This is a genomic window from Arthrobacter sp. GAS37, from assembly GCF_044908325.1.
GTDB classification, from domain to species: Bacteria; Actinomycetota; Actinomycetes; order Actinomycetales; family Micrococcaceae; genus Arthrobacter; species Arthrobacter ramosus.
Genome location: NZ_JBIYDB010000021.1, coordinates 48652 through 62666, shown reverse-complemented (window position 1 = coordinate 62666; position 14015 = coordinate 48652). Strand labels below are relative to the sequence as shown.

The window sequence follows — 14015 nt, the reverse complement described above, 5'->3', positions numbered from 1 at the left end:
CCCACGCCTCGCCCGCGCCGCTGCCGGTCGTTGTCTGTGGGTTTCGATGCACAAGCCGTCATCGTCAGGATTCCTCTGATGTACGAATCGCGGTTTCCACCACTACTTCGCTAGGTACTGCAAAAGTAATTCTAAGGAGTATTATTGCAGTAGTTAGGGAGGTGTTTGCTGTGGTCACTTCGACCGAGCTTGCGGATCTTGCCTCGGAGCAGTGGGGGATGGTCACAACAGCCCAAGCCCGCGTCCTTGGATTCAGTGCGCAGGACATGGCGCGGATGGCCAAGCAGGGCCGTCTGGAACGCCTCCGGCACGGTGTCTACCGTGCCGCCGGCGCGCCACCGACCCCCCAGGACAGGCTGCGGGCGGCGTGGCTTGCCCTCGACCCGGCACACACGGCCGCAGAACGACGCCGCGGTCCGGCGCCTGCCGTCGTCTCCCACCGGTCGGCTGCCGACGTCCAGGGCCTCGGGGACACCGCAGCCGACGAGCTGGAGTTCACTGTGCCGGCCAGGAAGCAGCCCCGCGACCCGGACGTAAGAATCCACTGCCGACACATGGATAGGGAAGACTGGATCCTCCTCGACGGGCTGCCCGTCGCCGCGCCTTCCAAGATCGTGGGTGACCTCGCAGCCGAGCACATGGACGGGGGTCACCTCGCCGGCATCATCAGGAATGCGATCATCCATGGAAACGTGGACGGCGCACGGCTGGCCGAGGTGCTGGCGCCTTACGCGCACCGCTATGGCGCCGTGGCCGGGGACGGTGAGGGAGCCCTTGTACTGCTTCTGGAGCAGGCGGACGTCCCCGAGGCCTTAGCCAGGCTCTATGCGCTCCCCTCCCACAAACAAGGATCCACGACGTGAGTGCTGTCAACGGTTCTTCGGAGTATGCGACCGCTGCGGCGTTCCGGCGGGCACTGGAAGACAGGCTCAAGGCCCGGTCTAAGGAGACCGGCCGCCCGCTGGAGGAACTCCGCCGGGAGTTCCTGTTCCAGCGCTTCCTCGCCTTGGTCTTTCAGTATCCCGGCTCGGCGTGGATCCTCAAGGGCGGAGCGGGACTGCTCATGCGACTGCCCGAGGCCCGGTTCTCCAAAGACCTCGACCTGTACCGCAGCGGAGGGCTCGACGCAGTATCGGCTATTGCGGAGCTCCGGGAACTTACTGCGCCACAGGATGGGGACTACCTAGAGTTCACCGTGGACGGCCCCATGACCACCGGCCAGGACAGCCTTTTAGCACAAGCCAAGGTCACAGCCTATGTCGGCAGCATGTACGGATCGTTCCCCATCGACCTGGCACTCGATCTGAAACTAGTGGCCACGCTGGAGACGGTCCGCCCGGACCCCGTGGTCAATGTACCCGGGCTTGGCCCCATCCCGGAGTTTATTCTCTACCCGCTGGCTGACCAGGTAGCTGACAAAGTGTGCGCGATGTATGAACTTCACGGGCGGCAGGAAGTTGTCTCCACCAGATACCGCGACCTCATCGATCTTGCCCTGATCATCACCACCCGAAACCTCGATGCCAAACACCTTCGATCGGCTCTCGACCTGGAACGCGAACGACGAAGGATGGAATTGCCCGCGAAGCTGGAGCAGCCGGGATCCAACTGGTCGGCAGGCTATGCTGCCATAGCCCGCAGAGAAAAGGCTGCACGGAAATTCCGTGACATCGCAACAGCCCTTGCCCTCGTCAGTGCCTGCCTCGACCCCATACTCTCCGGTGAGAGGGCAACCGGGAAGTGGGACCCCTCGGAGGGCTGGACTGACTGAGGCTTTGTCACTTGCAGTGCGGTCATGGCATCGGCCAGGCTGATTCTTCGGCCGGGGCGCAGCAGCTGCGCGGATTCCTTCGTGGTGAAGATAGAGCTTCAAACGTTGGGTGTCGGCGGAGCACGGGCCCGTGACCCAAAACGAAGCAAAAGTGTGGGGGCGGCACCAGTTAAGTCAACACAGATTCCGTTTCAGACGTCGAGGTCGTGGTTGCCGAACAAGGGGATTCGGCGCAGGTGTCTGGTCCTCCAGCGGGTCATCCGGTCTGGTCTCGAGCTGGGATCTGCTTTTTTGATGAGGTGTTCAAGACCGGCAAGGTCAAGGATGAACTCCTGCTCGTCCGAAAGGTAGGCCAAAGCACGGGATGAGGGTACGGTGACTTTCCAGACCTGCCCTCTCCTGTTTCCCTGTCGGGTACCGGCGAAGTGGTGGGCGATGGCCGGGTTGAGGGTCCAGGCGGTGCCGGCACGGTTTTCCTCGGTGGCGCCACGGTAGAGGGTCAGGGTGCCGGACGGCGGCTTGGCGGGCTTGCTGTTGTTCCGGAAGCCGAGGCAGCTGAACATGCTGATGACCAGTTCGGGGGCAATGCTGGTGCGGTCCTGCTGGTATCGCCAGGCCCAGTAGAGTTCGGCGCTGAGGAGGTTGGCGTCGGTGCGTCCGGCGGCGTGCAGCCCGGCGAGGACCTCGATCCGGTTGTCCCATTTGCAGAGTCGATCGAACCATTCGGGAGAGACCGGTTGTGGGGCGGTGAGTTCAAGGTGTGCCAGGGCGAGCATGCGCTGGTGCGGGCGGGTGACGCCCCAGTTGGACCTGTCAGGGTTGTGGTCCCACCAGCTCGCGGCCGCGGCGATTGATTCCGTGGTGGTCTCCTTGTCCGTCCCTGCCCTCCCGTGCAGGACGTCCCCGAGGTATGAAAGGGATTCCGACAGCACCGGGACACCCCGGTCACCATGGTGTTCCCTGCTGGCCCAGAGCCTGTGTCGGCCCTCGAAAATGAGGTCATCTTCATAGTGATACCTCACGGGCATCTCATGGCTGACCCAGCTTGAGGCCAGCAAGAATTCGGCTTCGGTGAGGGCCACCGGGACTTTCACGTCGATGACCGGCGTGTAGAGCGTACCGGCCTCGACGGGGATGCCGTGGATGGCGCGGTGGACGGCCTGGTAGACCCGTGACCAGTCGATGCTCTCAGTGACCTCCCGCGGCGAACGGTGGTCGGTGTGGTCGGGATCTTCGGTAATGAGCGGTGCTTCCGCCGACCACATCATCCAGGCCCACGGCCGATGGACAGAGAGAGTCCTGTATTGGCGATCTTCGGTGTTCATATCCCGGCCTGGGGCTACCGATCGTCAGCCACCTGCCAGGCTTCCACATTCTCAACTACAGGCCGATTGTCCTTGAAGTACTCAACGAACACGTACCCGGCCATAGGCAGCTTGTCGATGATCCTGCACGGGTACTTCACACCGTTCCCATCGGCAAGGTCAGAGGATAGTTGATGGTCTCTGCGTTCATTGCTGTACTCCTTAAACGATTCTTCGATTACGTATTGACACTTTCGAAACCTACAACGACGGTCGGACAAAACACCCGCGGCCCAACAAGATTCCGCCATGCCTGCGCCCTGGTACTTGCCTTGCCCGCAAGCTGGGCGATTCGAGTAATGCTGAGACCGAGAACCTAAGCGAGTTCTTCCTGTTTCAGGCCCGCGTCGGTGAGCTGCTGGCCAGCCAGGCCCGGATCACGCCCTTGATCTGCCAGGGATGTGTGGGCTTCTGAGGGGTCTCGGTGCTCATTTTCGTCCCTTTCTGGCCATGAGTTCGCCGTAGACGTTCCTGAGAGCTTCCCGGGCGGTGGGGGCTTTGTCGTTGGCGATTCTGGAGACGGCCTGTCGGGTCTGGCCGAGCTGGCGGGCGACTTCGGCCACGGATTCGTCGTGAGTGAGTTCTTTGATGGCCATCTGTCGCAGGTGCGCGGCATCGCTGCGGATGGAAACGGCCCGGGCCTCGATTTCACTGGCAAGGAGAGCCACACTGAGGGCGTCCAGGCCCGCCGCTTCCCAGTTTTCCCGCCGGTAGAGGTCGAGGTATGGCCAGGCGGGCAGGAGTTCAGCCAGCTGGTCAGGGGTGAACCCCGCGTTCTCCAGGCGTTCCGCGGCCTTTTGCCAGACCTCTCCCCTGCTGTGAAATCGGAGGACTTCTTCCCAAGTGGTCATGCGAACACCATAGATCGCAATACTGAGTTGCGCAATCCCGCGTTGCACAATGCAGAGTTGCTCCCGCCCTGAGGCGCTTTCCATGCCCGCCCAGTGGCCAGCTTCTGCCCTGTGCGTGGTGGCCTGGCGTGTGCGATTCGATCTCGACGAACCCCCGCAGTGGAAGATCACGGACCGGGCCATTTCACTATTCGGTCAGCTTCACGGGCATCTTCGATTCCGAGGCGTGTTTGTCCGCGATGACCAGGAGCCGGCGGATTCGTCCCGCGATGGTGTCTTTGCTCATGGGAGGATCAGCCAGCCTGCCCAGTTGGTCCAGGCTGGCCTGTTGATGGGCGAGCCGGAGTTCACCGGCGTGTTTGAGGGGCTCTGGAGCAGCGTCTCCCAGAATTTCCAGAGCCCTTTCGACTCGGGCACTGACAAGCAGCGCTGCTTGAACAGATCGCCGCAGATTGGATGCGCCGAAAGTCACGACGCGGTTTGCTCTACCTGCTTTGATTTCGTTGGTCCTGGGCTGTTCCTGCCACTTCGAGAGGCTCGTATCAGCACCCAGGCGGGTCAACAGCGCAACAATCGTGTCGTAGTCGCGGACCATCACCCGATCCACGCCGCGCACTTCGCGGGCTTTGGCCTCGATGCCCAGCCGACGGGCAGTGCCAACCAGGGCGAGCGCGCCCTCCGGGCCCGGGCAGGTGATCCCGAGCAACGGGAGCTTACCCGGCTCACTGAGCGAACCCTGTGCGAGGAAAGCTCCCCGCCACACAGCCTCGGCATCGGAGGATGAGCCGTTCACGACGGCCGGAGGCAGCCCCCGGACAGGCCTTCCACGGCTATCCAGCAGACCAGCCTGACGGGCCAGGACTTCGCTGCCGTGCACCATCCGGATAACATGGCGGCCACCGGGCTGGCCTCCACTGGCAGAAATCCTGAGGATCTCGCTCCGGTGACCGTAAAGATCAGCGATCGCAGCCTGCATGCGCAGGGCGATGGAAACTAGTTCGGCTTCTGCCTGGAGCATGAGCCGACCCGGAAGGATGTGCAGACCTCCGGCGAAACGCAGGAATGTCGAGACTTCGGCCTTCCTGGCCGAAGAACTCTTGATCTGCACCCGCGAAAGCTCTGCCTTGACCAACATGGTCAACCCCATCACACGCCCCTCACCATTCCGTAGACCGTCCGCAGCCGACCCGGTGCGCCGGACGCATTGACCTGGCCGGATTCCGCCTCGATGTCACACCCCACACCGAATGCCCTGTGGAGAGGGATGTGGTTCGACGCTCCAGGCCGGGAAACGACTGACACGTACAACATCGACGATGCTCATACTTCCGTTGGTCCTCGACTGCCCTGGTTCCGGCCTAGCAGCCTCTGCCACCACGAGAGCCGTGCCGTGGTGTCATCTTCCTGGGCTGTATCCCATAGGTGCATATAGCGCAGGACATCCTCTGTCAGGAGGCCTAGTTTCTGACCGATATTGGCGGCGAGGTCTTCCTCTGTCTCTATAGGTGTGATTCCGCTGATCCAGATGTCAGGATCGTCGTCGCCGGAGGTTGTGTCTGCCCAGATAGTGGCAAAGTAGGTCTGCATCGGTTCGTCATAGCCCCAGATGCTTTGATTCGTGTATCCGGGAATCGCCAGGACGTTACGCATATTTGTTGTCATGCTTCGTTCTCCTGCTGCCCGTGGTTCCTTTTGTAGGTGTCGATATTGGCACCAAGCCCGGCAAGGTCTGTGAATCCGGACGTCATGCCCCGGGTGGGGCGCGTTGAGAAGCTGAAGTCGTTGCCAGAATCGGTGCGCCGGATGGCAACGGACAACGGCATGCCGTCGAGTGTCGTCCAGAGGGTCGTCCCGGAATTCGTGCTGGCGCGGATTTTGTCTTCCTCTTCGGTGAAGGTGACGTCCGCCCATTCTTGTGGGTTAAGTTGCCAGTGGATGGAAGCGATGACTCGGTGGTCGGTGGGGATGCCCAACTGTCCGGCAAGGGCGGCGCTGGCTGAGGGAGCAAGGTCTTCCAGCCGGTGCTGCATGAACCGGGCACGTAGCTCCTCCTGTTTCGAGGCACGGACGGTTTCTGCATGACGTCGCTTTTCTTCCGCTTGGTCGTGTGCGGCGACGGCGAGTGATGCCAGGCTGTCGTGTTCCTCAAGGAGGTCAAGCCCGCGCTTGCGGTTCTCGATGGGCGGCGGCACAAAATTGTTGTGGTGAGTCATCATGATTCCTTCTTCTCTCTGCGGTATTCGGTCGGGGTAGGGAAGCGACGGCGACGTTCGGTGTTTATATTCCCGGGAGGGCGATGGCGACGGCGGCTCCAAGGATCAGGAAGGGGCCGAAGGCGATAGAGTCTTTGATGGTGAGACGGCGGATGAGAATGAGGATGATCCCGGCCAGGGCGGCTGAGACGAACGCGACCAGGATGGCCCTTAGGAAGATTTCCGGGGTTCCGGGTGCCGCGTACCCGAGGAGCATGCCCAGCCAGCCGGCGAGCTTCACATCGCCGTAACCGAGGTGCCCGCGGGGACCGATCATTCCGTAGAGGTAGAACGCCATCCACATGCCGGTGCAGCCGAGGAGCGCCCACAAAGCCCGGTCCCACTCCCCCGTCATCGCTGTGCAGAGAAGCAGCGCGGCGGCGGTGGCTGGGTAGGCGGGCAGGAGAAGACGGTTGGGGAGCCGCTTCGTCCGGGCGTCGACCAGGGCCAGGACAAGGCCCAGGCCGGCGGCCGCCGCGTAGACGAGGAATCCCAGGACATGCCCGGCCCCTGGTACGTCCCCGGGGACGAGGCCGGCCATTGCGGCGAGGTTTGCCATGGATTCCTTTCCAGGTCTGTGATGGTCCAGGGAATGACCCGTCCCGGTGGTATGTCCCCGCAGGGCCGGGTCATCCTCAGCGGATGATTGTCTGGATCTCGCCGATCCGGATCTGCGTCGATGAACTGGTCTGGAGCGGGATCTGCCCGGATTGCCCTCCGCCGTTCCAGTCGACCACCCACTGTGTGGTGGCCGTGATCGTGTAGGAATCATTGGGTTGTCCTGCGGATTGCTTGCTGTACCGGTAGCCGCAGTCCGGGGAGGAGTTCACGGTCCCGTCCCAGGGGGTGCCGGTACCGGGGCAGTTCACTATTTGGCCATCGCCCATGTTCCAGGAGGTTCCTGCGGCTTTCGCGGTGGCCGTGATTGTCACACCGCCCAGGGTCGCGCTCTTCGTGTACGGGCCGGTGGTCAACGGCTGCGGGTTCTTCGCCCACATCCACACCGGGAGCCCTACACTGCCGGCATAGCCGGGCTTGTCGTAGGGCACGATGCCTATCTCGATGCCCTTCAACTGGAATGACTTGATGAGGGCAGCGGCAGCCTGCGCAGGAGTGAGCTTGTTGACCCCCGGAGGGGGCGTGCCGAGCCAGCGAGAAGGGATCGTGCAGACACCAGGACGCTCAAAAGTGATGCTTCCCGGGTTGCCCGGTTGGGGGGCTCCGATGACACAGGCGCTTGACCAGCATTCGTACCAGGCACCGGAGGACGCGCTCTCACCGGCAGGCGGATCCTTCTGGGGGTCGGAGAGCTTCCAGTAGCAGCTTGCTCCCGGGTCCCAGCTGAATCCGTCCTTCTGACATGGGATGTCCCTGTCGCCGTCCTTGCACGTCGTCGGCCCGGGTGTGAGGCCTGATACCGGATCCGCGCTGACGCTGCCAGTACTGCCGCCTCCCCCGCCAGTTCCGGGCTTCTGGATTTCGATCGAGCAAACACCTCTGTTGTCACAGGTGGTGCCGTCGGCGCTGGCCGGTAGAACCGCCAGGAATGAACCAAACAGGGCTGCAACTGCTGCCATGAGCAGGACCCTGCCCAACCTCAACATGGCTTGACTTCTTTCGGGTCGGTGACACTGTCGACGCGCCAGGCGCCTTGGTTGACGTCGTAGATGACCGAAACATCCAGGGTTGTCCGGAGGATGTCCGGCCGGCGGTCAGGGGTTCCGTCGGGCTTGTACCAATGGATGTCGTTGACGTCGTTGCAGACCTTCATGCCCACGTTTCCGTTGAGGACCTCGATCTGGCCCTTCAGGTCGGAGGTGTAGGCCGAAATCATGGTGACCTTCCGGTTGCCGGTGGCCGTAAATTGGGCCTTAGCCACGGCCTCTGCATGGACTTTTGTATCCGCGTAGGCGGCGTTGACTGCCAAGGCTTTGATCCGGTCCGGGTTCGCGCCCTTTTCCTTCATGATCTGATCGTCCAGAGCCCAGTAGGCCTGGACTACGTCCCAGGCGGCAGCTTTCGCTTCTTCAGGGGTGGCGGGTTTGGAGACTTCCGCTCCCGGGGTGGGTGTGGCGGATGGGCTGGCTGTGCCTGAACCGGTCTGGCTGGAGCTGACGGGTCCTGGTTTGGGGGCCGGCTGGGTGCAGGCGGTTACGGCCAGCACGGTAAGCAGTATCGCCGTGGTCAGGGCTTTCTTTGTATGTGTCATCGTTTCGTTCCTCGTCCTCAGGTCAGGTCCATTGCGGCCATGAGTTCCATGGTTTCGGGCTCGGGCGCGGCTTCCTCATCTTTTTTCGTCAGGCGTCCTTGGAACGTATTCATGAGTTCGGCTGCCCGTTCCCGGTCCCCGGTCACTGCGGCCACGCGAAGTGCTTTCCGGTGAAGGTCCTCGTTGAACGGCTCGGCCCTGATGCCGGCATCGGCGGCCAGCGCCGCCGTGGCGAAGTCACCGGTTCCGAAGGCACGCTCCCAGAGAATGGTGGCCGCATCGGCGATCGCCACGGTCATTTCTCCCCGGAGCACCAAGGCCCAGCCCAAGCCCCGGCCGGCCGCGGGCAAAGGCTCGCCGCGCACCAGTTTCATGGCTTGTGTCAGGCGTTTCGTGGAGACTTTCTCGGGGTGGTCGGTGACCAGGGCTTTCCAGTGGTGCCAGGTCGTGAGGACTTCCGGGTGGAGTCCGTAGATACCCACACTGGGGAGCACGTAGGGGAACCATTCGGTGTCCGGGTTTTTCTTCCCGATCAGGCGGCGTGCACGTGAGCAGGCGGAATTACGCGTCTGCAGTCCGTCTTCGGGGTTGGTTCCTGGCCACATGGCCTTGTGGAAATCCTCGTATCCCACGTGGGGGTGGAATGCCAGGTAGGTGAGGATCTCGTATGAGCGGCCCAGGTGCGAGCCTCCCCCCGAGGCGGTGGTGGGCCGCAGGCCTGCCGCGTTGAGCAGTTTCACCGGGCCCAGCACATCCAGGACCGGGGCGTCCTTGTTGAACGCAGCCAACGGGTCTTCATCGTCCTCAGGCCCGGGCTCCTGGTTGCCTGGAACCGGGGCGAGGGTGGAGATGTCATCCGGCACGGCCGGGATCACCTGTTCGACGGGGACCGGCGGCAGGTCAGCGGTGCGCATGACCCCGATCAGGTGCCGGTATTCCTCATCGGAGATGAGTTGGGGAACGAGCCGTATCCCGTCGGGGGCCAGTACCGCGTTGTCCTTGTCGGTCAGCTGCAGGTCCCATGGTCCATGGATGGCGGAACTTGATACGGACGCTATGCCGACCCGGGGCACTTGCTCGATGAGGCGGGCGAGCCGTGCACGGGTCTCTTCGCCTGGTTCCTGGGCAAGGATGACCACTTCCGGTATCCAGTTATCGGAGTATGTCCCCCTGGACCGGGCTTCGGCGAGATCAGCGGCGCCGATCGCGGCCAGGAGCTTGTCGAGCTGACGTGCCCTCCCTTCGAGGTCTTCGATCAGGTCTTCCAGGGTGTCGAGGTGCCGGATCCGCCCGGTGTCCATGACGTCGGGGAGGTCCTGGTCGCAGCCGATCATGGTCACCTGCAGGTCATCGGCCCAGGGGCTGACGGCCAATTCCACGGCCATGGCCATCATCGCTCCCCTGGCCAGTTCAGACGGGCCGCTGATGGTCATCGCAGCGATGGACTCCAGATCGGAGAGCAGCAGCCCGCCGTTGCGGTCCCTGCCAAGGGTCACCAGGGCGGGGAATGGTGCTGAGTGCGGGGCGATGACCTCGGGGACTTCCTCGAGTGAGACTTTCCAGGCGGTGTTGTCCGGGGCGATGGAGACGAACGGTGCCGGCAGCTCTGATGTTTCGTTGAGGTAGAGCTCAAGGGAAGCATCGGTCAGGCGGGCGGCAAACAGGCTGGGGAGCTTGCGTTCGGTCTGGGCTGCCCAGGACGCAAGCCATCTCAGGGCTTTGTCGACGCCTTGGCGGGGATCGGTGTCTCCGACGACGGCGACGAGCTCCTGCTCGGTGACGAATTCCTCGGCGGCGGGTACGGGGATAGTCTCGCCCCGCTTACGGCCCCGGGCCTGACGGAACCGTTTGACGGCGAGGACTCCCAGAAGACCAGCAGCCAGCACACCCAGGATCCCGCCGCTGGTGGCGAGAAGGTTCTGCTCCTCGGCAGGCGCTTGTTCCTCGGCCGCCGCTGAAGACGGGGCCGGGGAAGGGGCAGCTTCTGCTGATGCTGATGATGTTGCTGCTGGCGCCGGCTGATCCGCGGCCGCGGACGGAGCCGGCGTTGCTGTGGTGGTGAAGCTGGGGTCAGCCGATGCCGATGGTGTCTCAGGTGCAGGCTGCGCGGGTACCGCCGTGGGGGCTTCTGCGGAGGACGGCATGACCGGCGCGGCAGGGGCTGCTTCCGCGACTGCAGGGGCTCCTTGGACTGGTGCGGGTGCAGGTGCTGAAGCCGGTGGAGGCACGGGCGAAGCCGCGGTGCCAGGGATTGTGAGCTGCCAGCCTGTCCGGATCAGGGAGGGGTCGGCGAGGTGGCCGCCGTCGGCCTGTGTGGTTCCCTGGTTGGCGGCGAAGATCTCCGGCCAGCGTTCGGCGTCCCCCAGGTGGGTGGCCGCGATGCTGGAGAGGGTGTCTCCTTCTGCCACGGTGACCATGTGGCCGCTGACCGCTTTTGGTGCCTCCGGGAGCTGGAGTTTCCAGCCTGGTTGGATGTGTCCGTCAGCGGAGAGGGACATACCATCGGGTTGCGGGGAGCCCAGGTTCAGGGTGAGGATTTCGCCCCAGCGGGCACCGTCCCCCAGATGGGTTTCGGCCAGGCCCCAGAGAGTGTCGCCTGGCTTGACGGTCACGCCCGGCGCCGTGGTGGCTTTTTGTTGGGCGGCAACGTCGTCGGCCGCCTCTACCGCCGTAGTTGTCGCAGTGGTGCCGGCGTGGAGGCTTGCGGAGATCGTGGTGGGCGCGGCAGTCGTCGGGGATGACGACGGGGCGGCCATGGCGGTGGTGGCCATGGTGCCGGCTCCGACCATGGTGATGATGGAGCCGATGAGCACCGCGGCGAGCTGGCGTTGGATGCCGATGGCGGGGATCCTGCCGACGGGCTTTTGGCGGATAAGTGCCAGGGTTTCCAGGGCCAGGCTCCAGATGAGGCTGGCCCATAGCACCCACCCGATGAGGGGAAGGAGGGTCCCGGCGAGGATCCGGCCGCCGAAGTCGGGAAGCCCGTACCGGATGGTGTCGCCGAGGGAGGACAGACCGGCGAGGATGCCGCCGGAGGACTGGAGAAGCAGGGCCGGCACGACGACGACGATCGCGATGACGGCCAGGAGTGCGAGGAGGCCTTTGAGTATGCGCATGATGGTATGTCCCTTCTTAGCCGCCGACCCTCTGCTCCGGGGAAGCAGAGGCGGTGCCTTGTACGGTGACGGGTCCTGGGTAGAGGGTGGTTGGTGCGGAGATGGTGGTGGTGACGGTAACGCGGTTCCCGGCAACGGTCAGGGTCCCGGTGGCGCCTTCGGCGGCGAGGTAGGTCTGGGCTGCCCGGTATGCACGGGAGGGGTCGACGGCAGCTCCCTGGCCCGTTACGGTGCCCGCGTCTATCTGGTCGGCACCGATGCGGGCTGCTTCCCCGGCGAGATGGTGGGCTCTTTCCTGGGCGTTGATAACCTGGCGGCCGTCGACGACGAGGAAAACGGCAAACAGGGCAGCTGTGGTCAGCAGTAGTGTCACCAGGACGGAGTTGCCGTTTTCGCGGGCGCTCAGGCTTCGTGCTCTCAGGCGTTTCATTATCTCTCCCGGTAGGCGTCGATGGCGCTGGACGCTGTCTTGGTCACGGTCCTGGATCCGGGCATGCCGGGGAGGAACAGGTCGGAGAAGGAAACGTCGCAGGAGACGGTGACTTTCACGAATCCTGTTGATCCAAGGGGGCTTTGGAATCCGGAGCTGTCCACGATGGATCGCAGGGAGGTGCACTGGAGTTTCTGGGCGGCGGCCCAGACCTGGACCGATTGGTTGGCCGTGGCGATTCCTGAGATCTGGTCCCGTTGGAGGGATGCGTCGCGCGCAGCTGCCTGGGCGACCTGTTCGACGTTTGAGGTGGTGTCCGTCCAGCGGATCGCGGCGATGACTCCGCAGATGAGCAGGACCCAGAACGTTGCGATGACCACGGTGCCGACCGTTTCCGAGCCGCGCTCCCCTGTTTCGTTTCTCCGGAGCTTTGCTGGGTTCTTCATCGCGGCACCCACCGTTCGACGGGCGCGGTGACTTCTTCGCGGACGAGCAGGCCTCCTGGTTGCCATGGGAGGAAGGACCACACGGTTCCGGTCACTGTGGCGGTGGCCGTCGTCGCGGTCCTTCCGGTGCTGATGTTCGCGCCACGCAGCAGGGAGGTCGATGAGTCCAGGAACCCGGCCCCTGCCGCCTGCCCGGCCTCCGGGGTTCCGCCCTGGCGCCTGGTCTCCGATACGGCAGTGACGGCGGCCTGGTGGGCCAGGCCCTGGGCGTGCGCGTAGAGGCAGTATTGGAAGATGCCCAGGAACACGGCGAAGGTCGCGGTGACGGTGAACACCGCCTCCACTATCGTGGTGCCGGCTTCCCGGCGTGGATCCTTCGTCGGGCGCATCGGCCTATTTGGGGATCTTGTTGAACCAGCCGGTGACGAGAGCTGTCAGCTGCGGGCCGAAGACCGTCACAATGAGAATCACCACGAGAGCGGCGAGGATGATCCATTCGAGGACTTCCAGGCCTGCCTCCCCGGTGCGCCCGTAGCGCTTTCTGTGGAGTTCGACGAGTCGCTCCGCGAGAGACCTCACGGCCGTGGTGATCGTTGCTGCAAGAGTTGCCAGTAATGCGTTCATTTCACTTCCCCAATTCAGTGGATTATATGGTACTTGCTAGGAGTAGGGCCTCAGAGCCGATATTGGAAAGTCACATCGAAAAAAGCCTTGAGACGGCCGGGGTGATGAGGATTGCCAGGAACGAACCGCCCATGAGAAGCAACGGCCAGGTCATGTTGGTGCTTTTTCTGTTGGCGCCGGTTTTCTGATCGGTCAGCTGGGCCACTCTGAGGGCTTTTCCCCGTGCTTTGAGGGTGGCGTAGATGGTGACTTCCTGTTCTCCGGCTAGACGCATGATGTCGGCGATCTCCGCGAGTTCGGGAACGGTGATCGAGTCGGCCAGCCGTTTCAGGCCGTCCCAGCTTTGTTGGCCGGAGAGCTGGGCACGGTTGAGTTCCTGGCGGATCCGCACGAACACCCATGAGCGGCCGACGCCCGCGGCGGTGAGCAGGGCTTCTGAGACGTGCCGTCCGGCGTAGCCTTCCATGGCGACCAGCTCGGCGTAGGTTCCGATCGCCCGGCGGAAGTCTTCGCGGGCTGAGGTCGCTTTTGATCGGACCAGTATGTCGGGCAGGAGCCACGCACCGAAGGCCAGGGGCAGGACCATGACGATCGAGGTGGAGAACTGGCCTTGGACCAGGTTGCCGACCCCTACTATGGTGAAGGCCGCCAGGACGGCCGCGGCGTAGATTCCTTTCCGTGCCAGGTGGGCGTGCAGTGAAAGACCGAGGACGGAGAGGTCCTTGTCGGGGGCCCGCATGAAGCCGGCGAACCCGATCCGGCGTTCGATCCAGGCACCGAACTCGGCGTGCCTTCCTGGCCGGTCCGCAGTGATCGTTTCGTCGGCTGCGGCCGCTCCGAGCCTGTCGAAGGCGGCCTGGAGTTTGGGAGTGCTGGGCAGGAATTCCCTGAGTACCAGCGCCAGACCCGCACCGATGACCGCTCCGGCGAGGATTGCCGTTGTCCACATGGT

The 14015-nt window shown here is 63.6% G+C and carries 17 protein-coding genes; 2 read left to right on the top strand and 15 right to left on the bottom strand.

All coding sequences use genetic code 11. The annotated features are described in order from the left end of the window. Positions 1-170: 170 nt before the first annotated feature. Both ABH924_RS16375 and ABH924_RS16370 read left to right on the top strand, forming a co-directional pair. Positions 171-863 carry a type IV toxin-antitoxin system AbiEi family antitoxin domain-containing protein gene (locus tag ABH924_RS16375; protein ID WP_404500451.1) on the top strand — a complete coding sequence of 231 codons (693 nt, stop codon included), beginning with the start codon at positions 171-173 and terminating at the stop codon, positions 861-863. Then, a complete protein-coding gene (locus ABH924_RS16370) occupies positions 860-1771 on the top strand; it encodes a nucleotidyl transferase AbiEii/AbiGii toxin family protein (protein WP_404500449.1) in 912 nt (303 codons plus the stop codon). The genes ABH924_RS16375 and ABH924_RS16370 overlap by 4 nt, the downstream gene beginning before the upstream one ends. Before the next feature lie 191 nt (positions 1772-1962). Here ABH924_RS16370 and ABH924_RS16365 read toward each other — a convergent pair whose 3' ends face one another. The 15 genes from ABH924_RS16365 to ABH924_RS16295 form a co-directional block, all read right to left on the bottom strand. After that, a complete protein-coding gene (locus tag ABH924_RS16365) occupies positions 1963-3096 on the bottom strand; it encodes a hypothetical protein (protein WP_404500448.1) in 1134 nt (377 codons plus the stop codon). Positions 3097-3110: 14 nt separating this feature from the next. Then, positions 3111-3236, bottom strand: coding sequence for a hypothetical protein (locus ABH924_RS16360; protein WP_404500446.1), 126 nt, complete (start codon positions 3234-3236; stop codon positions 3111-3113). Between the two features lie 327 nt (positions 3237-3563). Then, the gene (locus tag ABH924_RS16355; RefSeq protein WP_404500444.1) at positions 3564-3986 is read right to left on the bottom strand and encodes a hypothetical protein; all 423 of its coding nucleotides are present in this window, start codon (positions 3984-3986) and stop codon (positions 3564-3566) included. 187 nt (positions 3987-4173) lie between these two features. Continuing rightward, entirely contained in the window at positions 4174-5133 is a 960-nt protein-coding gene (gene whiA, locus ABH924_RS16350; RefSeq protein WP_404500442.1) for a DNA-binding protein WhiA, read from the bottom strand. A gap of 173 nt (positions 5134-5306) precedes the next feature. Next, the gene (locus ABH924_RS16345) at positions 5307-5648 is read right to left on the bottom strand and encodes a hypothetical protein (protein WP_404500440.1); all 342 of its coding nucleotides are present in this window, start codon (positions 5646-5648) and stop codon (positions 5307-5309) included. After that, positions 5645-6202, bottom strand: coding sequence for a hypothetical protein (locus tag ABH924_RS16340; protein ID WP_404500438.1), 558 nt, complete (start codon positions 6200-6202; stop codon positions 5645-5647). Before ABH924_RS16340 ends, ABH924_RS16345 begins: the two co-directional genes overlap by 4 nt. A gap of 61 nt (positions 6203-6263) precedes the next feature. After that, entirely contained in the window at positions 6264-6797 is a 534-nt protein-coding gene (locus ABH924_RS16335) for a prepilin peptidase (protein WP_404500436.1), read from the bottom strand. Between the two features lie 76 nt (positions 6798-6873). Then, a complete protein-coding gene (locus ABH924_RS16330) occupies positions 6874-7815 on the bottom strand; it encodes a hypothetical protein (RefSeq protein WP_404500434.1) in 942 nt (313 codons plus the stop codon). A gap of 20 nt (positions 7816-7835) precedes the next feature. After that, positions 7836-8447 (bottom strand): hypothetical protein, encoded by a 612-nt coding sequence (locus tag ABH924_RS16325; protein ID WP_404500432.1) that lies wholly within the window; start codon positions 8445-8447, stop codon positions 7836-7838. A gap of 17 nt (positions 8448-8464) precedes the next feature. Then, a complete protein-coding gene (locus tag ABH924_RS16320) occupies positions 8465-11563 on the bottom strand; it encodes a LysM peptidoglycan-binding domain-containing protein (protein WP_404500430.1) in 3099 nt (1032 codons plus the stop codon). 16 nt (positions 11564-11579) lie between these two features. Next, complete coding sequence (locus ABH924_RS16315) at positions 11580-11993, bottom strand: pilus assembly protein TadG-related protein (RefSeq protein ID WP_404500428.1); 414 nt, start codon at positions 11991-11993, stop codon at positions 11580-11582. After that, positions 11993-12439 (bottom strand): pilus assembly protein, encoded by a 447-nt coding sequence (locus tag ABH924_RS16310; RefSeq protein WP_404500426.1) that lies wholly within the window; start codon positions 12437-12439, stop codon positions 11993-11995. Before ABH924_RS16310 ends, ABH924_RS16315 begins: the two co-directional genes overlap by 1 nt. After that, positions 12436-12828 carry a TadE/TadG family type IV pilus assembly protein gene (locus ABH924_RS16305; RefSeq protein ID WP_404500424.1) on the bottom strand — a complete coding sequence of 131 codons (393 nt, stop codon included), beginning with the start codon at positions 12826-12828 and terminating at the stop codon, positions 12436-12438. The genes ABH924_RS16310 and ABH924_RS16305 overlap by 4 nt, the downstream gene beginning before the upstream one ends. Before the next feature lie 4 nt (positions 12829-12832). Further along, on the bottom strand, positions 12833-13063 hold the full coding sequence (locus tag ABH924_RS16300) for a hypothetical protein (RefSeq protein ID WP_404500422.1): 231 nt from the start codon (positions 13061-13063) through the stop codon (positions 12833-12835). Positions 13064-13133: 70 nt separating this feature from the next. Beyond that, complete coding sequence (locus ABH924_RS16295; protein WP_404500420.1) at positions 13134-14012, bottom strand: TadC protein; 879 nt, start codon at positions 14010-14012, stop codon at positions 13134-13136. Positions 14013-14015: the final 3 nt, after the last annotated feature.